At 58.8% G+C, this 19,654-nt stretch carries 20 protein-coding genes and 1 tRNA gene; 5 read left to right on the top strand and 16 right to left on the bottom strand.

The annotated features are described in order from the left end of the window. Positions 1 to 39 precede the first annotated feature (39 nt). The 9 genes from V8J84_RS13225 to V8J84_RS13185 form a co-directional block, all read right to left on the bottom strand. Complete coding sequence (locus V8J84_RS13225) at positions 40 to 1,470, bottom strand: mannitol dehydrogenase family protein (protein WP_339931887.1); 1,431 nt, start codon at positions 1,468 to 1,470, stop codon at positions 40 to 42. A 7-nt stretch (positions 1,471 to 1,477) separates the two neighbouring features. Beyond that, the gene (gene uxaC / locus V8J84_RS13220; protein ID WP_339931885.1) at positions 1,478 to 2,884 is read right to left on the bottom strand and encodes a glucuronate isomerase; all 1,407 of its coding nucleotides are present in this window, start codon (positions 2,882 to 2,884) and stop codon (positions 1,478 to 1,480) included. Positions 2,885 to 2,972: 88 nt separating this feature from the next. Next, positions 2,973 to 3,533: a hypothetical protein gene (locus V8J84_RS13215; protein ID WP_339931883.1), complete on the bottom strand. Its 561-nt coding sequence runs from the start codon at positions 3,531 to 3,533 to the stop codon at positions 2,973 to 2,975. Positions 3,534 to 3,660: 127 nt separating this feature from the next. After that, the gene (locus tag V8J84_RS13210; RefSeq protein WP_339931881.1) at positions 3,661 to 3,975 is read right to left on the bottom strand and encodes a hypothetical protein; all 315 of its coding nucleotides are present in this window, start codon (positions 3,973 to 3,975) and stop codon (positions 3,661 to 3,663) included. Between the two features lie 76 nt (positions 3,976 to 4,051). Continuing rightward, positions 4,052 to 4,516 carry a (2Fe-2S)-binding protein gene (locus V8J84_RS13205; RefSeq protein ID WP_339931879.1) on the bottom strand — a complete coding sequence of 155 codons (465 nt, stop codon included), beginning with the start codon at positions 4,514 to 4,516 and terminating at the stop codon, positions 4,052 to 4,054. Between the two features lie 124 nt (positions 4,517 to 4,640). Continuing rightward, positions 4,641 to 6,269 carry a molybdopterin oxidoreductase family protein gene (locus tag V8J84_RS13200; protein WP_339931876.1) on the bottom strand — a complete coding sequence of 543 codons (1,629 nt, stop codon included), beginning with the start codon at positions 6,267 to 6,269 and terminating at the stop codon, positions 4,641 to 4,643. A 51-nt stretch (positions 6,270 to 6,320) separates the two neighbouring features. Next, complete coding sequence (locus tag V8J84_RS13195; protein ID WP_339931874.1) at positions 6,321 to 6,635, bottom strand: hypothetical protein; 315 nt, start codon at positions 6,633 to 6,635, stop codon at positions 6,321 to 6,323. Between the two features lie 211 nt (positions 6,636 to 6,846). After that, positions 6,847 to 7,068 carry a hypothetical protein gene (locus V8J84_RS13190; protein WP_339931872.1) on the bottom strand — a complete coding sequence of 74 codons (222 nt, stop codon included), beginning with the start codon at positions 7,066 to 7,068 and terminating at the stop codon, positions 6,847 to 6,849. Positions 7,069 to 7,220: 152 nt separating this feature from the next. Then, a complete protein-coding gene (locus V8J84_RS13185; RefSeq protein WP_339931870.1) occupies positions 7,221 to 8,540 on the bottom strand; it encodes an ATP-binding protein in 1,320 nt (439 codons plus the stop codon). A gap of 45 nt (positions 8,541 to 8,585) precedes the next feature. On the opposite strand from V8J84_RS13185, the gene V8J84_RS13180 reads away from it, so the two are divergent. The 5 genes from V8J84_RS13180 (at position 8,586) to V8J84_RS13160 (ending at position 11,256) form a co-directional block, all read left to right on the top strand. Further along, positions 8,586 to 9,500 carry an MBL fold metallo-hydrolase gene (locus V8J84_RS13180; RefSeq protein ID WP_339931868.1) on the top strand — a complete coding sequence of 305 codons (915 nt, stop codon included), beginning with the start codon at positions 8,586 to 8,588 and terminating at the stop codon, positions 9,498 to 9,500. Positions 9,501 to 9,585: 85 nt separating this feature from the next. Next, positions 9,586 to 9,660, top strand: a tRNA-Asn gene (locus V8J84_RS13175). 71 nt (positions 9,661 to 9,731) lie between these two features. Further along, the gene (locus V8J84_RS13170) at positions 9,732 to 10,373 is read left to right on the top strand and encodes a glutathione S-transferase family protein (RefSeq protein WP_339931866.1); all 642 of its coding nucleotides are present in this window, start codon (positions 9,732 to 9,734) and stop codon (positions 10,371 to 10,373) included. Between the two features lie 78 nt (positions 10,374 to 10,451). Continuing rightward, positions 10,452 to 10,835, top strand: coding sequence for a SpoIIAA family protein (locus V8J84_RS13165; protein WP_339931864.1), 384 nt, complete (start codon positions 10,452 to 10,454; stop codon positions 10,833 to 10,835). A gap of 4 nt (positions 10,836 to 10,839) precedes the next feature. Next, complete coding sequence (locus V8J84_RS13160; protein WP_339931862.1) at positions 10,840 to 11,256, top strand: c-type cytochrome; 417 nt, start codon at positions 10,840 to 10,842, stop codon at positions 11,254 to 11,256. A 9-nt stretch (positions 11,257 to 11,265) separates the two neighbouring features. Here the strand turns inward: V8J84_RS13160 and V8J84_RS13155 are convergent, their stop codons facing one another. The 7 genes from V8J84_RS13155 to V8J84_RS13125 all read right to left on the bottom strand — a co-directional run bounded on the left by V8J84_RS13155 (position 11,266) and on the right by V8J84_RS13125 (position 19,428). Further along, positions 11,266 to 12,108 carry an NAD(P)H-hydrate dehydratase gene (locus tag V8J84_RS13155; protein ID WP_339931860.1) on the bottom strand — a complete coding sequence of 281 codons (843 nt, stop codon included), beginning with the start codon at positions 12,106 to 12,108 and terminating at the stop codon, positions 11,266 to 11,268. Between the two features lie 73 nt (positions 12,109 to 12,181). Next, entirely contained in the window at positions 12,182 to 13,198 is a 1,017-nt protein-coding gene (locus tag V8J84_RS13150) for an ABC transporter ATP-binding protein (RefSeq protein ID WP_339931858.1), read from the bottom strand. After that, positions 13,198 to 14,451 carry an MGH1-like glycoside hydrolase domain-containing protein gene (locus V8J84_RS13145; protein ID WP_339931856.1) on the bottom strand — a complete coding sequence of 418 codons (1,254 nt, stop codon included), beginning with the start codon at positions 14,449 to 14,451 and terminating at the stop codon, positions 13,198 to 13,200. The genes V8J84_RS13150 and V8J84_RS13145 overlap by 1 nt, the downstream gene beginning before the upstream one ends. A gap of 1 nt (position 14,452) precedes the next feature. Beyond that, the gene (locus V8J84_RS13140) at positions 14,453 to 15,667 is read right to left on the bottom strand and encodes a carbohydrate ABC transporter permease (protein WP_339931854.1); all 1,215 of its coding nucleotides are present in this window, start codon (positions 15,665 to 15,667) and stop codon (positions 14,453 to 14,455) included. After that, positions 15,664 to 16,908 carry a sugar ABC transporter permease gene (locus V8J84_RS13135; protein WP_339931852.1) on the bottom strand — a complete coding sequence of 415 codons (1,245 nt, stop codon included), beginning with the start codon at positions 16,906 to 16,908 and terminating at the stop codon, positions 15,664 to 15,666. The genes V8J84_RS13140 and V8J84_RS13135 overlap by 4 nt, the downstream gene beginning before the upstream one ends. Positions 16,909 to 16,974: 66 nt before the next feature. Then, complete coding sequence (locus V8J84_RS13130; protein WP_339931850.1) at positions 16,975 to 18,327, bottom strand: ABC transporter substrate-binding protein; 1,353 nt, start codon at positions 18,325 to 18,327, stop codon at positions 16,975 to 16,977. Between the two features lie 33 nt (positions 18,328 to 18,360). Continuing rightward, on the bottom strand, positions 18,361 to 19,428 hold the full coding sequence (locus V8J84_RS13125; protein WP_339931848.1) for a LacI family DNA-binding transcriptional regulator: 1,068 nt from the start codon (positions 19,426 to 19,428) through the stop codon (positions 18,361 to 18,363). Positions 19,429 to 19,654 lie beyond the last annotated feature (226 nt).

Here is a 19,654-nt window from a genome sequence, read left to right as displayed (position 1 = left end):
CCGCTCTACACCCAGCAGGAACTTTGGCAGGGTAATCGGCTACAGTGACCTCACGGTCGCCTGTGCACCATCGCGGATCAATCTGTCAGAGGCGTCAGCAACGGCGTTCCTGAACGCATCATGCTGCCGCAACCCAGCCGGAAAGATTGCGGCAACTGACATAAGCTCACTGACCAACTCGGCGGTCCCATCACTTGCGTCACAAGCAGCGCGCAAGTCTGCCGCGAGTGGATCTCGCACGTCGATTGGTGCGCCCTGCTCATCAATACCGCCCACATACCGCATCCAAGCGGCGACGGTGAGGATCAGGCAAGGTGTAGCGCGCCCGGCTGCGATGTTGTCGGCGATCGTGCCGAGAATGCGTTGCGGCAGTTTCTGACTGCCGTCCATCGCAATCTGCCACGTCCGATGGCGGATTGACGTGTCGCGGTATCGCGCTATCAGCGTGTCGCAATAGATATGCACGTTTTCGCCTTCCGGCGGCGGAAGCGTTGGAATGATTTCCTCGCGCCAAGCACGTTCGCATAGCGCCGCGAAGGCCAGATCGGCAACCGTATCGGCGATGGTCTCGTATCCTGCCAGATAGCCCAGATAAGCCAGCATCGAATGGGTTCCGTTCAGACACCGCAGCTTCATCATCTCGTGGGCGTCCACGGACGGTACGATCTGCGCGCCCGCTTCGTCCCACGCGGGTCGCCCTGCTGCAAAGCTATCCTCGATCACCCATTGGCGGAAATCTTCGTGAAAGACCGCCGCGTCATCCTGAACGCCGGTCAATTGCGCCAGCGCGTCAAGGTCGGTTTCGGTCGTCGCGGGCGTGATCCTGTCCACCATCGTTGACGGGAACGTCGCATGCGTTTCGATCCATTCCGTCAGATCGGAATCGATTTGGCCTGCAAATTCAAGCACCAACCGGCGCACCAGCGCGCCGTTGGACGGCAGATTATCGCAGGAAAGCACGGTGAACGCCCCTGCCCCGCGCGTCTTTCGCGCCATCAAAGCCGCAACGATAAACCCCACCACTGACACCGGCTGATCTCGCGAGGCAAGGTCATGCACAATATCAGGGTGGTCCAGATCAAGGCCACCCGTTTCTGCGCTTTTGCAATAGCCCTTTTCGGTGATGGTTAGCGACACGATCCGCACATCGGCATCCGCCATCGCTTCAACAACTGCGCGCGGATCATCTGGCGCAACCCAAACATCCGTGACTGCCTTTATAAGCCGCGGGGCCAATCCACCGTCTTGCTTCGTCACCGCATGATAGACGCCACCTTGCGGCGATAGCGCGTCCCGTGCGGCAGGGCTGCGCAGACTGACGGCCAGAATACCCCAATCGCCACCAGCTATGTCCATCGCGTCTTGCGTGAAAGGCGCATTGAACGCCCGAAAAAAGGCACCTGGGCCCAAATGGACGATACCGATTTTTGGCGGCTGCCCGCTACGGCTGAGGCGTGCTCGTCCGGTCATCGCACCCTCACAACCTATACGCACGCTTGGCGAGGCCGTAGGCCAGATCATCGGCCAGTTCAAACGCCTCTGCCTCGCGCAGCCGCCCTGTTGCGACGAGGTTCGCCAGATAGCTACTGTCGCAACGACGCGACACATCATGGCGTGCGGGGATTGAACAAAAGGCGCGCGTATCGTCGTTAAAGCCCACAGTGTTATAGAACCCGCAGGTTTCGGTTGTGGCCTCACGGAACCGTTTGATCCCCTCGTAACTGTCAAAGAACCACCACGGCGGGCCTAGCTTCAGCGCCGGATAAGCGCCTGCAAGCGGCGCAAGTTCACGACTGTAGGCGGTCTCATCAAGGGTAAACAGGATCACCGTCAGATCAGGTTCCAAACCCACAGCATCCAGCAACGGTTGCAAGGCGCTCACGTAGTCCGTTGGACCGGGGATATCAAAGCCCTTGTCTCGCCCGAAACACGCAAAAATGTCGGCGCTATGGTTGCGGCGTGATCCAGGGTGGAGTTGCATGACCAGCCCGTCCTCAAGGCTCATCTTCGCCATTTCGGTCAGCATCTGACCCCGAAACATCTCGGCCTGCGCGGGTGTGAAATCGCCTGACATCACGGTATCAAACAGTTGCTGCGCTTCGGCTGGCATGAGGTTTGCTGTCTTAGCGCTGGGGTGTCCGTGATCGGATGCCGTCGAGCCATGGGCTTTGAAAACCGCACGTCTGGCGCGGTGCGCAGCAAGGTAACCCGTCCAAGTCATCGTGTCTTCGTCCGTCAGATCACCCAAGGCCCTGACATTGTCTGCAAAGCCCTCGAAATCCGGATCAACAACGGCATCGGGGCGGTAGGTCGGGATCACGCGCCCCGACCAACTGCTGTCTGCGATTGCACTATGCCAGCCCAGATCGTCCAGTGCCGCATCCGTTGTGGCCAGCAGATAAATCTTGAACCTTTCAAACAATGCACGGGGGCGAAAGGCATCTGCGGCCAGCTGCGTTTCGATCCGGTCATAAATCGCGTCGGCGGTATCTGGTCCAAGAACTGTGTCGATCTCGAACACATGTTCAAACGAGTGATCAAGCCAAAGCGCCGACGGCGTGCCACGAAACAGCTTATAGGCCGCCGCAAAGCGCCGCCAGATCGCGCGGGGGTCCGTTTCAGACGCAGCGCCATCCGCTCCCGTAATACCAAGGTCGGTGAGCTGAATGCCCTGACTGACCAGCATGCGCAGCACATAGTGATCTGGCGTAACAAACAGGTCGGTCGGATTGGGAAAACGCATGTTCTCCGCAAACCACCTTGGGTCACAATGACCGTGTGGGCTGATGATTGGGTGGTCGGCAACAGCGCTGTACAAAGCACGCGCCAAGTCGCGCTGACGAGGTTCCGCAGGGAACAAACGGTCGGGATCGGTGAGTGGCATCGGTCTTGTCCCTGCGTCGCGTTACCCCTTGATAGAGCAGCGACTATGCCGGGTCAAAGCCGCGACTGACAATGGTGAAGGCGGGGCTTCAACCGTGATGCACCAGCAGATGCTGCGCGGCTTTCGCCGGTATCGCTTCGGAATGCGCCAGTGCATCCCTTGGCCGTTTCACAAGTAAGACTGCACCGTTTCTGATCTCATTTTCCTTGAGGACACGCGACAAAGTCATGCGGGTCGCCTTAATCAGACGCTCCGTCGGCTTGAAGACATACACGCAGATATCATTCTCACCCGACGCCGGAAAACCTTGCTCGGCCAGTTTTGCGCCGATCTGATCGGACGGACGCGTTGAGATGTTAAGGGCCGTGGTCGTTCTCGGTCGTGCAAAGCGCGTGCAATCGGGGGCGGCATTGTCCGCGCATCCCGTACCGGTCGCAATGATGAACGTGTCAGTTTTCCCGCGCTCCGTCAGACTTTCACCTAAGGCAGCGCTAGCAGCGGCGGCGGCGGAAATGCCGGGACAGCCGGTCCCGATAAAGATCATCGCGGCATCGTGGAACACACCCGCTTCCAGCTTTTTGATGTGCTGCGCCCGGCGCTCATGCACAAGAGCCATGAGTTCATCATCAAGACCTGCAGCAACCAGCACTATTTGTGCGTCAGTTTTCAGGATCAGCCGCGCCTTTTGCGCCGCCTACTCTCCACCTCCCACAATCACGACCTTGCGGCCTGTCGTGCGAATGAACACTGGAAAGGCCTTCATCTGGCATCCCTCCTTAAGCGGCTGTTTCGATGCGTGATGTGGTGTGAACCATCGTATCAAGGGCCGCCGCTGTCGTGGCATCAATTATGGCTTTCTCGAAAGCGTCTGGCGCGCCCGCGATACAGTTGGCGCTGAGATGTAGCCCAGTCGGGTCAGGCAGACGAAGACCATCCGGGAACAGCGCGGGCAAATTGCCCTCCCAAACCTGACCGTCCCGCAAACCAAAAGCGGCACAGGTCTTTGACGGACTGCGCTCGAATTCGCCGCCGCCACCTTTGGTCACTGTCAGGATGTTGCAGCCCAACAAGGTCGCAGCGTCGGCCTGCAACAGGCGGTTTGAGGGATGAAAAACCCCTGCACACTGGCCGCCGCCCCGGCAGGGTTCAGCATCCGGCACACCGTATTCACGCAGGACCGCAACCCAAGCACGTCGCGCAGGGCCAGCGATCGAAACACGCGGAGTGCAGCGTTTCAAACGGGAGATAGGCGATACCGCTGCGATCCAGCGCTGTCGCTGCTTCCCGCACCTGCATCCGCGCAAGCAACTGCGCCATTTCAGGCCGACAGGACCCGCAATTGGTGCCGGCACCCAATACCTCACCGATGCTTTCGACGCTCATCAAGCCCTTGGTTTCAATCGCCGTCACGATGGTATTGATACCCATGCCGAAACACGAGCACAGCACCGGTCCCGGATTGGGAACCGACTTCGGAACGCAGCCGGTGATCGACTCTGGCGCGTTTTGGCCCGAAAGAGTGCAAAGGTAGTCGCGCATCACGGCCACAGGTGTCGGGGCGACACAAAGCGCGCCGATTAGCACCTTATCGCGCCGGAACACAACGCGTGCGGTGCCGCGTTTGGGGGTCAAGTATACTGGTAATGTCTGTGTCTGCTGCGTCAAATATCCTGCGCGCCTCGCCTTCCTATACAGTTATTGACGCGGTTCCGGCAAGTTCAGCGCGGACGCCGTTCACGGTGCGCGCCATGGCTCATTAGTCCCAGCGCAAGTGCATCTGGCTAGTCGCAACGGCGAACCCATACCAGCCTGCCTCGAACTTGTGCGCCGCCACCGTACTGGCCTTGCTTGCCGGTTGACCCGATGCTGGGTCCACATGCGGCGCGACAAGGTCATCAACCCGTGCAGATGGCGCGGTCTCTCCGGTCCAGTCGATCGGCGCAAAAAGGTCGCCGCGCTGCACGTCGGCTGTAATCCGGGCGCGCAGGATCGCCTGACCGTGGTCATTTTTCACCACGACGAATTCAGCCGCTTTGACACCGACGCGACGCGCGTCATCGGGATGAATATCGACGAAGGGTTCGGGCAAATGACAGGACAGGCGCGACGAAAGCGCCGTGCGCGTCATAATATGCCATTGGTCCCGGAGCCGCCCCGTATTGAAGCGGAATGGTGCTTCTGTCGTTAGCAAAGCGGCGGGTGCCTTGGCTTTGACAGGCACCATCCGGGCCCTGCCGTCCGCGTGAAAAACCTGCCCATCCGCAAAAAAGCGCCCGCCTGTCCGATGCGCCGAGACCGGCCAGCGGACAGGTTCGAATGCGTTGTGTGCGGCATCTGACAGCTCCGACAGTCCCGAAATGTGAAAGTCCCGCCCAAATGTCCCCGCGATACCGAACAGCGCCGCGTATTCCCCGAAGGTCCCGGCGGGGCTGTCGTAGTCCATGGCCGCTCCGTATCCCATGCGACGACCCACCTCTGCCATGATCTCCCAATCAGGTTTGACGTCTTTGGGAGGCGGTAAAACCGCTCTCTGACGGCTGATCGTTCGAACTGAATTTGTGACCGTGCCGTTCTTCTCAGACCACGCTGTGGCGGGTAGGTTCACATCAGCAAGGCGGGCCGTGTCGGTTCTAGCGGTAATATCGGTGACCACGACAAAAGGGCAGTCGGCGATTGCCTGACGCACCGCCGCTGCATCTGGGATCGAGACGGCTGGATTGGCGTGCACGATCCAAAAAGCTTTGTTCCGACCGTCGCCCACGGCGCGAAACATATCCACCGCCTTCAGGCCGGGTGGTTCAGGGACCGCAGGCACTTGCCAGAAATCGCGCACAGCGGCCCGATGATTGGGGTTCTCCAGATCAAGATGGCAGGCCAGCATATTGGAAAGTCCCCCAACCTCGCGACCGCCCATTGCGTCCGTTTGGCCGATCACTGAAAACGGCCCACACCTGGGTTGGCCAATCCTTCCGGACGCCAGATGGCAGATCAGGATCGCATTAACTTTGTCAGCGCCAGACGTAGACTGGTTCACGCCCTGACTAATGACAGTCACAACCCATTCCGTCCCAATCCAAAGATCGCAAAACGCCTTGATCCGCACATCACTCAGCCCGCTGGCGGCGCAATCCTCGTGCCGCGCGGACTGTAACGCCTCTTCCAAACCGTTCACATGGGGCAGAAACGTCGGATCCACCGTCCCGCGATCAGAGATCTGCGCGAGCAGACCGTTGAACAAGGCCACATCACCTCCTGAGGCGATGGGACGGTGCAAATCGGGATCCGCACAGGTCGCTGTGCGCCGTGGTTCACCGCGCATGGTCACATGCTGGCGATGCAGGTCGGGCCGTACCATGCGCCGCAGGTCTTCGTCGGACAATGACACACCGCCGTGCGCCTTGTGCAACCGATCAGCGGTCCAGCGCGCTTGGCTTAGCTATGGGAAAGTTGCCGCACCTTCATCGATTTCGAAAAATCCATCGACCTGTCGGTGATCCCCAAGGTCGTTTATTGCAAATTGGCCCGACAATGCGCGGTCGATTGTTCCGGCAGACACATCAAGATAGGCCTTCCGTGACAGCAAGTCGCTGGCTGTTGCGCGCACTTCTGAGACGGCCAGCCAGCGCCCGGCCTTCCGGACAGCCCGCATCAAGCGCCCCAAAAGATCGGTCTCTGTTTCGGCCCAGTCCGTTCGCACCGCCAGCACGTTCTCGGACGCGAAATTCCAAATCGCCCGACCTGGCGCGATCATTGACCTAGCGTTCTTCCAACGCTCGCCGCGTTTCGGCCAGTTCTTCACGCACCTGCCGCATAACTGAAAAGCGCGCGATCGCGGTGTCCATGACCGCATTCGTCCGCTACGGTTCCGGACTGTCGACGACATAGGCTGATACACCCGCTTCAATCGCGGCCTCGGCCAGCCCGTCGGAGTTGCCAGACACGAACATCGCCACAGGGCGCTCCTACGGACCGGAATCCTGCGTCAGTTCTTCCATTATATCGCGGGTCGGATTATCGACGTCGATCAAAACACTGTCGGGACCGTGTGCCGCAACACACCGCGACAGGCCGCTGGCATCTGCAATCACAAGCACATCGCAAACGCAGGCTTCTTTGAGCGCGTCAACAATCGCAATCGCGCGGTTGCGTTTCTGTTCAACAACAATTCTAAGTTCTACGCCCATTACGTGAGCCAATCAGGTGGCGCTTGCAACGCCAAGCTAGCCTATTGCTGTGTTGCGCCAGCAACTTGCCCAAAGCCTCATCAGAATGATGATTTGATGCCAACTTGATGTTCACGCAAGCACCAAATGAAACGCACTGTCCGCAACCAGTCTTACCGGGCCAGCACCAATTCGGCCTTCAAGCCGCCCATGTCAGGGCTTTCCGACAGGCGCAGGACACCGCCGTGGCTGCGTGCAATGTCGCTGACAATAGAGAGCCCAAGCCCCACGCCGCTGCCCTTGTTCTGGTTTCGGGCGGGATCAAGCCGCACGAATGGCCGCAACGCATCCTCGCGCTGGTCGGGCGAAATACCGGGCCCGTCATCCTCGATCACAAACCGGACGGCCCGATCAGACACATTCAACCCGATCCGTGCCTTCGTGCCATAGCGTAGTGCATTGCCAACCAGATTATCCAGCGCACGCCGGATCGCTTGATGTTTAAGCGCGATTTCATCCGTCCGCCCCTCAACGGTGCCACGTTCCAGCGGTTGATCCATCCGCTGTGCGTCCTCCAGCACGGCGGTCAGCAAGTCATGCGGCACCACGGGTTCCAGTTTGTCACCCGCATCACTGCGGGCAAAATCCAGAAAGGCATCCAGCAGACGCTGCATGTCGTCGACGTCCTGCAACAAAGGCGCGGCGTCTTCCTCATCGAGCAGCGACAGGCCAAGACGCAGTCGCGTCAGGGGTGTGCGCAAATCATGGCTGACACCAGACAGCATCATGGTCCGGCTTTGGGTCTGCCGTTCGATCCTGTTGCGCATATCCAGAAACGCCGTGCCCGCTGCCCTGACCTCGGTCGCGCCGCCCGGATGATAGGGTGCGATGCGCCCCTTGCCATAGGCTGTGGCTGCATCGGCCATGCGTTTGATCGGGCGCAATTGGTTACGCAAGAAGAAGTAGGCAACCGTGGTCATCAGCGCACCGATCACCACCATAATGACCAAAAGCTGGTGCGGATTGGATGCAGACACCCGACTGCGCCGGAACGACAGTTCGACGATGCCTCGTTCGGTTTCAAGCCAAAGGTCTACCTGCCTGCGATCCGCAAGCGAAATGCGCCTCACCTCGGGCACCCCGTCGCGCAAGGCACCGATCACCGTCCAGCCTGTAAGATCGATAAACGGCTTGATATCCGCCTCAGGCGCAGCCGTAGCGGGGTAGACCGGATTCAACTCAAGCGGCGCAGCAATCGCATCGAGCGCCGCTGCGGCCTCGGCTGCACTGTTGGTGGCATTGACGGTATCCACCACAAATTGCAGCTCGATATTCATGGCCCGCGTCATCGCCCGCGTGACACCTTCGAAATGTCGTTGCACAAACACCACCGATACCAGAAGCTGCAGCAGCAAGACCGGCAGGATCAGGATCAGCGCAGCCCGCCCGTAAAGACTGCGCGGCATATAGGTTTTGAGCCACCGAAAGAACATGGCAGGCACGCTAACCGCCCTGCCCGACAACCGAAAGCGCCAAAGATGAGCGATCCCCTTTTTCCGCAGATCCCCGGTGCGCCCCAGATGGTTGATCATGATGTGGCAGCGCTTGTCGCGCCAAACCCGTCCCCGATGACGTTTCGGGGCACCAATACCTATGTGATTGGTCAAAAAGAGGTTGCCATCATCGACCCCGGGCCGGCGATGGGTCTGCACCTTGATGCGATCCTCAAGGCCGTGGATGGTCGCCGCGTGACACATATCCTTGTGACCCATTCTCACCTTGACCATTCACCACTTGCCGCCGCCCTTGCGCACGAAACTCAAGCGCCTGTTCTTGCCTTTGGTGACAGTCACGCGGGCCGGTCTGACACGATGTCCGATCTGCGCGACGCCGGATATGTCGGTGGCGGTGAAGGCATGGATTGGGACTTTGCCCCTGATACCACCCTCGCAGATGGGCAAGTCATGGATGTGGCAGGCAAGCCGCTGACGGCTATCCACACCCCCGGTCACATCGGTAACCACCTTTGTTTCGCGTGGGGGGATGTGATTTTTTCCGGTGATCATGTCATGGCGTGGGCCACATCACTGGTATCGCCCCCTGACGGGGACATGTCCGATTTTCTGAATTCCTGTGATCGTTTGGCAGCCCATCCCGCCCGCACGTATTTCCCTGGCCACGGCGATCCTGTGCATGATCCGGCACACCGCCTGCAAACGCTCATCTCCCACCGTAAGGGCCGCGAGGCGCAGATCCTGAACGCGCTTCGCGCCGCGCCCGCCACAATCGCAGAGCTGACGCAGACCATATATGCAGACGTGTCCCCCGCGCTGTTTCCTGCGGCTGCGCGCAATGTCTTTGCCCACCTGATTGACCTGCATGGCCGTGCGATTGTCGATGCTGTTCCGGCCCTGTCAGACGATGCCGTTTTCCGCCTCAGAACCTTGACCTAGGGTGAGTGCAAAAATTTTCGCAGATCGCTCGCAAAAGCCTCTGGACGCGCCGGAATCGCGTTGCTATAGACCGCGCACACCGTGTTCCGACGTAGCTCAGCGGTAGAGCAGTTGACTGTTAATCAATTGGTCGTAGGTTCGATCCCTACCGTCGGAGCCAACTCCCCCCTTTTCATCTGATGCAACATGCCGCTACCTTGCGTGCAAGCAGATTTGGGGGAGGCTGGCAGCATGATCGATCTTTACACGTGGACGACCCCGAACGGGCGCAAGGTGTCTATCCTGCTTGAGGAATTGGGCCTGCCCTATACCGTTCATCCAGTGGACATCACCAAAGACGAACAGTTCGCACCGGATTTCCTGAAAATCGCGCCCAACAACCGGATTCCCGCCATTGTTGATCATGATGCCGATGTCGCCATGATGGAGACTGGCGCAATCATGCTGTATCTGGCCGAAAAATATGACCGTTTTCTGTGTCACGGCAAAGACCGCTGGCAGATGATGGAATGGCTCATGTGGCAGATGGGCGGCTTTGGTCCGATGCTGGGTCAGGTGCACCATTTCGTAAAGTATAATCTGGGCAAGTCGGCCTATGCCGAAGACCGCTACAGCAAAGAGGCGCAACGGCTTTACCGTGTCCTTGATCACCATCTGACCGGCCGCGACTATGTCGCAGGGTCAGGGCGCGGAGATTATTCGATTGCCGATATGGCGATCTGGCCGTGGGCCTCGCGGTTTGAATGGCAAAACATCGACCTCGCTGATTATCCGGCGGTCAAGGATTGGTATTGCCGGATTGCCGCAAGACCGGCCGTCCAACGTGGATACCAGATCCCGCATTACGTGACCGATGTGCCGATGCCCGCCTAATCCAAGGCGATTTGATCTTAATCAAAGCACTGCGGGCGCATCCGGCGTATCATCTTTTTAGCAAGGAAAGGATTGATCATGTTTAATGTGACCAAAGTGTCAGACAACCGCATGGACATTGAAATCAGCGGCGCGATTGATGCCAATACAATGCAACGTGCGATGGACGATCTGATCAACGGATCAGCCGATATGAAGCATGGCACCATGCTTTACACCATCTCGGATTTTTCATTGCCGACGCTTTCCGCAATCGGGGTTGAGATGACGTATCTGCCGCAACTGTTCGGGCTGCTGGGCAAATTCGACTATTGCGCGGTCCTCAGCGATTCCGGCTGGCTACGTACAGCGGCTGGCGCTAAAGGTGCGTTGTTTCCGGGGCTCGAGATCAAGGCCTTCGAGATGTCCCAGCGTGCCGCGGCTGAGGACTGGCTGACTTCCAAAACAGTGGCTGAGGCATGACCAGATGAAATTTGCACCGACCGGCCTGATGGCAATTACTGCGCTCGCACTTGCAGGATGCACCGAGGAGGCTGACGATACGCGCGTGGACGTGTTTCGCGGCAAGGCGCTTTATCAAAGCCAGTGTGCGGCCTGCCATGGTCCCAACGGTGAAGGTGCCGGTGCCGCGTCACTTGGGCTTGGCGGACCGCCGCCCAGCCTTGTAACGCTCTCGGCCCAGAACGGCGGGGTCTTTCCACGCGACTACGTGCTGGGTGTGATCGACGGACTGGAGCGTCACAATAGCCCAGATGCCGCCATGCCGGAGTTTGGTGCAGGAGACATGGGGCCGCTTATCTTGGTCGAGGAAGACGGACTAGCCACGCCGATCCCTGCCGAGATGCTGGCACTGGCGACTTATCTGGAAAGCATCCAGCAGTAGCAGTCTTAGCTACCCCAGAATGTCAGCAAGCACCTGCGGGATCAGCCGTGGCAAATCCTCGCTGATCAGACCCGGACCAAAAGCCTGTGCGCAACGCAGATGCATGTCCGCCGCAACGCAGGCAGCATCCGACGCCGTATAGCCCCTTGCCAGTAGTCCGGTGATCATCCCCGCCAGCACGTCACCCGACCCCGCAGTCGCAAGCCACGCCGCGTGCTCATAATGATCCGCCACGACGATCTGCACAGTTCCATCGCTTTGCGCGACAATCGTGGGGCGGCCCTTGGACAGGACCGTGCACCCGTATCGGGCGGCAGCGGCCCTGGCCTGCGCAATCCGGTCCTCAGTCTGTTCGCACACATCGGGGATCAGCCTGCGTAATTCACCCGCGTGGGGTGTCATCACAGCACATCGGGGCTGCGCTGCAATCAGTCTGTCAGGTGATTGCCCAATCAGCGTCAGCGCGTCCGCATCCAGACAGATCGCGGCATTCCCCACCAGAACCGCCCAAAGCCTGTCTGCGGCTTGCGTGTCCGTGCCAAGGTTCGGGCCAATGCAAATTGCCGCCGGAGCAATGGTTCTCAGCGTTTGGGAAAAATGATCGTCAGACGCCACTTTGACCATCACTGCATCCAGCCGCGACGCGTGTTCAGCCCGCGCGTCTTCATCGCAAATGACACTGACCACGCCAGCACCAATCCGAAGCGCCGCAGTTGCTGCCAATCGCGCTGCGCCACCCTGCCTCGCAGGACCGGACACGACAACCGCATGCCCGTGGGTGTATTTGTGACCATCCCCCGCCTTATCCAGCAGGTCGCGATGGTCTTGGGTCATTCGAAATGTCTGCGCCATGCGCCTTTGTCACATAAAGGCGGGCGTTCCTGCAACGCGGGATAGCTGCCTTGGATCAGCGTGGAGGCGCAATCTACCGCATGGCCTGCCCGTCCGCATCAAACGCATGCAGCATCTCGCTTGCAACGGCCAGACCGACACTGTCGCCGGACACAAGGTCAGAGTTGACATTGACGCGCACTGTGATCTGGCCTGCTGATCCGCAGGACAGAATGATGAACGTATCCGCACCAAGATACTCCAGCACATCCACCGTGCCGTCCATTTGTCCGGCACCGGCAGGCACAATCGCGATGTGCTCGGGTCGCATCCCGACAGACACCGCCCCGTCAGGAAGCATCACGCCCGTCAGCGCCGTTGCGGGCACGACATTCATGCGCGGAGAGCCGATGAACTGCGCCACAAACAGATTGGCAGGACGTTCATACAATTCGCGCGGCGTGCCGACTTGGGCGATCTTGCCAAATTCAAGCACGACGATCCTGTCCGCCAGCGTCATCGCCTCGACCTGATCGTGTGTCACATAGATCATCGTCGATTTCAGCGTCTGGTGCAGTTTGGCAATCTCGTACCGCATCTCGACCCGCAGCGCGGCATCAAGGTTCGACAATGGCTCGTCAAACAAGAATGCCGTCGGGTCGCGCACAATAGACCTGCCGATGGCAACGCGCTGACGCTGACCGCCCGATAGGTCTTTTGGGCGGCGATCCATGTAGTCATCCAGTTTCAGCACGCGCGCGGCCTCGTTGACCTTGGCATCAACCTCGCTTTTGGGCAGGCCCGCTGATTTCAGCGGAAAGCCCACGTTCTCGCGCACCGACATATGCGGATAAAGCGCGTAGGACTGGAATACCATCGCCAGCCCGCGTTTGCTCGGCGGCTCAGCGGTTGCGTCACGATCCCCGATCATGATCTGCCCGCGAGAGGTTTCTTCAAGCCCCGCGATCATCCGTAGCAGTGTCGATTTTCCGCAGCCGGAGGGGCCCACGAAGATTACAAATTCACCTTCGCTTATCTCAAGATCGACACCCTTGATGACCTGAACCTCGCCAAACCATTTTTCGACGGCATTCAACTTGATTGATGACATCAGGCCGCTCCTCGTTGGTCTTCACGGTTGTCGCCAGCCCAGCCCAGCCAGACGGCGGCTGTCCATGTAAAGGTGCCACCACCCGCAGGTGTGCCATCAATGGGGTGGTAATATTCGGCAAAGCCGTTCAATTCCATCAAACGGGCCGTGTCATCGCGGATGCGTGCGCCCAATGCGTCGACGCCCTGCTCTTCCATTCCTGATCCGACCAGATAATTCATGATCGGCCATGTCGGCCCGCGCCAATAGCGCAATGGCTCAAAACCCTCGGCGTCGGGATCAAAACTTGCCAGACTATAGGTCACCGCATTCACCATCCGCTCAATCGCTGGCAGCGCGCGGTCGTCTTTGATCCCAGCATACCAACACAGCGCGGATGCGTTCGACAACACACCATTGAAGCTACCCGCATTCACATCACGACTGTCATAGCCGTCGATATCAGGGTTCCAGAGTGTCTGTGCGCCCTGCTCTAGCGTTGTGATCCATCCCTCAATCTCTGCCACATCCTCGCTAAAGCGTTGGCCCATCGCCAGCATATCGCGCTGGGCCCGGAGCAAGGTGAATGTCATCGTGGGATCAGCGACGCGGAACGGATTGATCTCGCGCAGCTTTGCCTGATCCCAATCTACCGACACGCCCAGCTGCACCAGTTTCAGATACCGATCATAGTCGTATTTTGTGGGCCGCATCGCCGGATCAACGTGGCCAGTGTCGCGGCGGGTGTATTCACCCACATCATCGGCATTGATCGCTTTCATCGCACCGTCCCAGTCAGGCGCGTTGTCGCGACCGGCCTCCCACGGATGGGTGACGCACACCGCGCCGTCGTCCAACCGCCATTCCATGAACCAGCGATGCCACGCGTTTAGCTTTGGCCACATCGCCCGCGCGCGCGGCTCACCACTTGGGTCCATGGCAAGCATTTTGGCCATGAATGTTGCGGCAACCGGCGGTTGGCTGATGCCGGAGGATGCGATCGGGCCGCGCCCTTTCCAGACATCCGGACCGGGAAAATAGCTGGGGTCAGAGCGGTGAAACAGGATATGCGGCAACATCCCGTCGTCCCACTGGCCGGACATAAGCGTTTCCAGTTCGGTCCAACCGCGATCAGGATCAAATGTGGTGAAACCCCACGCAGCAAAGGCGCTATCCCAATTCCATTGGTACGGATAAAGCCCGTGCGTCGGAAGCGTATAGCCCCCCTTGTCGTTCATATGCAGAATGTCGCGGGCCTGTTTGTCTAATGTCATATCAACCTTTCACCGACCCGGCGGTCAGCCCTTTCGTCATAAAGCGTTCGAGGCCCAGAAACAGCGCCATGATCGGCACCGTTGCAATCACCGATCCGGCCATCAGATGCTGGCGCGGAATTTCCGAAGAATTGAGCGCCGCAATCCCGCGCGTCAGCGTGAATTTTGAGGGGTCATCCAGCAGCATGAACGCCAGCAGGAATTCGTTCCAAGCGATCATGAAAACGTAAAGCGACACAGACGCCAACGCAGGCAGCGACAGCGGCAGCGTAATCTTCCAGATGACAGCAAGGCGGCTTAACCCGTCCATTAGTCCTGCCTCTTCCACTTCGGACGGCAGACCTCGGAAATAGCCCTGCAACATGTAAAGCGCAACGGGAATTGTGGTGACCGGATAGATCATCACGATACCCACAAAGGTGTTGCGCAAACCCGTTGCCGAAAAGGCGATATAGATCGGCAGCGCCAGCACAATCATCGGAACCATATAGATCAGCAGGATCGAGCGGGAAAAGGCAGCGCGCCCCTGAAAACGCAGCCGCGCGACGGCATAGGCACCGGGGATCGCAAACGCCAAGGTAATCAACACCGTGATGACCGAGATGAAGAACGAATTGAAAAGGTAAGTGCCGAAATTGAACTGTGTGAAAAGCTCGTCATAAGACCGGAACAGCTCTGCGCCCTTGCTGAGATCGATTGAGAAATCCAGCGGGTTCTGCATCAGCTCGGACTGGTTTTTGAAGCTGGTCATCAACATCACGTAAAACGGGATCAGCACAATCGCGGTGAAGAAAATATAGCCAAAGCCGGTCAGGAACCGGATGACCGCGCCCTCAAATTCGTGACGGTTTAACGTGCCTACGGGCAGATCATCCAGAATGTGATGCGCCGACCAGACAAATGAAACGGCCAAGACCACCGCAGCAAAGGTCGCTGCGAAAAAGGATGTGGTTTCCCCCACCACCACAGGCCCGATGCCCAGCAAAATCGCACCGGCCAACGCCACCGCAGCAACAGCCTCGCCCGCAAGCGCGCCGATCCGGTGCCCGATCAAAGCGCCGATGATCCCGCCCCACAGTAGCGAAAGCAGCATATCGGGCCGGAACGCCTCGCCCGTGGCAAAGCTCATCATCACTGCAATCGTGGTGGACAGAACCACCATCCAAAGCGCACCCAGCAAAGGGCTGGTGATGTAGTTGAACCGAAGCAACCTCATAGCCCTTCTTCCTGCGAGATGTATTTGAGAAAAAAGACGGAAAAGCCCAGCAAGCAGCCAAAGATCACAACCGCCACCGCCGCGCCCGCGCCGATATTGGACACCGCAAACGCCTGTTCATAGACGTTGACGGTCAGTGTCCGCGTGCCTGCATTGCCGCCTGTCAGCAGGAAAATGTCATCAAATTTGTTGAAAGTCCAAATGAAGCGCAACAAGAACAGCACGCTCAGGATACCCATCAGTTGTGGCACGCTCAGATACCAGAATTGCTGGAACGGCGATGCCCCGTCCATATCGGCGGCCTCGTACATATCACTGTCGATGCTTTGCATGCGGGCCAGAATGAACAGGAATGACAGCGGGAAATAACGCCAGATCTCGAACACCGTAACCATGATCAGCGCCAAGGGCCGTTCGCCAAAGAAGTTGATCGCTTGGGGTGTGACGCCCATCTGGATCAAAAGCGCGTTGGCCGACCCAGAGAACGGATCAAACAGAATAAGCCACGCAAACGCGACCGCGATGATCGGGGCGACATAGGGAAACAGGTATAGCCCGCGTAAGATGCCTTGCCCGCGAAAGGACTTGTTTAACAAAAGGGCTGCGAACAACCCGACAAGCAGCGCACCGATGGTGCCGAAAACCGTGTAGAACAGCGTAACCCACAGCACCTCGAAAAACTCATCCCCGCGAAAGACGCGTTGGAAGTTTTCAAGCGTGAAGGTGCTGTTGGTCAGGATATGCGATGACGTGCCCGTGGTCGTCGCAGGGCTGTCTTGCGGGCGCAGCCCGTTATCAAGATAGGCCTGTTGCACGATCACGGGGATTGTCAGCGTGTCGCGCGTGCCCGGCGCCCAATCCCCAAGGTCACACGCCAGATCACGCCCCTCAAGGGCGCATCGCGGATCAAGATCCTGCACCGTCAAGCCCAGCGGAACAGTATCGGTGAACGTGACACCGGTAATGGGTTGGTCCTGCGACGAATTCCGCAGCCGGTAACGGATCGTCGCGGCATCGCCCACGGCCTCATCATCGCCGCGTATATCTTCGCGCAGAACAACTTCGGGCGCGCGCAGATCGCCCAGTTCAACCGGTTTGAACGAAATCCAGAAAATGGCCAGCAACGGCAACAGAACAACCAGCGCCACTGCGGTGATCGTCGGAAACAAGAGCCCCCATGCCAGACGCGCTTCGCGTTTGGCAAGTGGCCCGGTGCCAGCTGGTGGTCCAAGCTCTGCCATCGGTATTCCCTGTCGCAAAAAGGTGGTGGTCAGGGCACCCCGCACGCGGGATGCCCCAAGATCACGTTACTGAACGTCCGCGATGGCCGCGTTCAACTCTGCCACAGTCGCAGTCGCGTCACGCTCACCATCGATGTATTCACGCACCAGCCGGTTAATGACCTGACTGTTGATGATCGCAGAGGCAGCCGTCAGCTGGCCTTCGGCCACACCCCAACGCTGTGCCACATCCAGACCGCCGACGATCTCTTCGATCATCGCCGCTTCATAAAGGTCACCAAGCGGTGCTTTGCGGTCCACACCAACATCAAGCGTGGCCCACAGTTCGGTGAACTCGGTCGGGTTGTCAGCCGTGCCGCGACGGACGGGGAACTTGCCTTCAGGGGCAATCGACAATGTCGCACCATAGCCTTCCGACATGGAATACTCGACAAATTCCATCGCCGCATCCGTGGACGCGTCAGAGGTAATGCCGAAATAACGCACATCGCCCCATGCCGCGCCATCAGGGTTGGACGGACCAGAGAAGTTGGTCACGATCCCCGTGGCCGCCGCCAGTTCTGACGTTGTCGGATCATCGTTGATTGTGGGCGGCGCGCTGTCGCGCAAGCCGGCAAGTTCGTCCAGGATGAACGGTGACCAGATAATCATCGCGGCGTTGCCTGAGAAATAAAGCGTGCGCGACTGGTCCCAATACAGATCACCGGGAGGCGACGCCTCGGCGATGGCCTTGTAGAACTCCAGAACTTCTACCGTAGCCGCCTCATCCAGCGGCTGCACACCGTCAGGACCAACAGGCGACACGCCATTGGCAAGGAACACATGTTCCAGAACCTGGCTCATGAAGTTTTCGTCGATCTTGGTTGCAGCGACAAAGCCATACATTTCCGGCGGGTTGTGAAGCGCCTCCACGGCGGCCAGCACGTTGGCATAGGAATTAGGTGGCTCCAGCCCGTTTTCGGCGAACAAATCAGCGCGATAGACGAGCATTTGCGTCCAGCCATCAACCGGCACCGATGCATAGCCACCATCAACCGCGACCATATCCAACGCGCCCGAAGCGAATGTATCACCACCAAGGTTCTCCACGACGTCTGTGGCGGAATCCGTGTCCAGGATACCCGCATCAGCCCATGGACCGGCATATTGCAGCGGGTGATAGATCACGTCCGGCAGGTCACCTGCGGCAAATGCGGCTGTCGCGCGTGTGCCAAGGTCGGTTTCGGTGACGGGGATGACTTCAACAGTATGGCCTGTAGCCGCCTCAAAATCGGCGGCCATCGCCTCTTGCCGGGCCAGTCGTTCCGGCTGTTCTTCCGTGGTCCAGAACCGCAGGTTTTCGGCGGCAACCGATGTCGCGGTCAGGGCAATCGCCATGGCCACGCCCGTGCGCAAAAGTGTTGTTCGTTTGATAGTCATAGTCTTCCTCCCAATGAGACTTCTTGTCGTTTGTTATTCGTGTCGTGTGTTTTGTCCGGTCGATCCGCGGTTCACGAAATGCGCGAGACTTGTTTTGCGCAATTGCACCGTCGGCTCCCCCCTGATGCGGCGGATCAGCAACCCCGCCAGCGCAACGCCAGAAGCGCGATTGTCCACGACAAACGTCGATAGCGGCGGCTGCGCGTGTGCGCCTTCTTTGATACCGTCATAACCGACCACGGACAGGTCGTGCCCGATCACCAGACCGCGCAGGTGGGCCGCGCGGTAAACACCCAAGGCGGTTTGATCGACAGCACAGACAATGGCCGTCGGCGGATCAGATGCATCAAGGATGGATGCCCCTGCACGCTCCCCCTCTTCCATCGTGACCGCATTTTCGCGCATCAACTCAGGCTCTAGCGTCAGGCCAGCTTGCGCCATGCCATCCTCGAACCCTTCGCGACGGAGTTTTGCGTAGGAATAGATAGTGCCGCCATTGATAAACCCGATACGGCGGTGACCCAGACCGGCCAGATGCAGCACAGCATCGCGCATCGCATCCTCACCACGGATGTCGAACCAGCAGCACCCTTCGGGATCAAACTGTCGCCCGAACAGCACAAAAGGCACGTCGGCCTTGCGCAGCAGCTTCACGCGGGGATCATCGACCATGGCGCGCGGCAGGATGAAACCGTCCGCCTTGCGGTCCCGCAAAAGCGTTTGGAACGTCTCGATCAGGTGTTCTTCGTTATCGGCCGAGGCAACTGTCAGGGTATAGCCCTGCGCCGTTGCGCCTTCAGACAAACCAGCCAGAAACTCTGCCAGAAACGGACGCTGCGCATCATGGTCAGCCAGCTGGAGCACAAACCCCAGCGACCTTGTGCGCCCCGTCTTGATCGCCTGCGCGTGGCTCAATGGCTGATACGCCATCCGTTCGGCCATGCGCTTGACCCGCAACTGGGTCGATTGTGAAATATCGGGGTAGCCGTTGAGTGCACGGGACACGGTTGATTTGGTCAAGCTCAGCGCCTCTGCAACGTCACTGATCGTGACGCGAGCGCCCTTCGCACTGGCCGATAAAACCGCCGCACTTTTCGCCATTTCACTCCCCCTTGCGACTCACCCTGATTTCCGAAACCGGTTTCGGCAAGCTTCAATGTTTGAGTGGGTTCGCGGCTGGTGCCGGGCTTTGCGAGATTTTGGAAGATAAATGGAGCAAGCCACGGCTAAAATTTCAGCGCGGAATGCCACAAAACAAAGCTAAAATCGAAGAAAACGCCGCAAACAGATCATACGTCCACAGACAACGCCCTAATTCAAGGAACGT

This window comes from Yoonia sp. 208BN28-4 (genome assembly GCF_037543925.1).
In the GTDB taxonomy this organism is placed as follows: Bacteria; Pseudomonadota; Alphaproteobacteria; order Rhodobacterales; family Rhodobacteraceae; genus Yoonia.
Note: the sequence above shows the minus strand (reverse complement) of the source record. Positions and strands in the feature narration are given on the sequence as shown.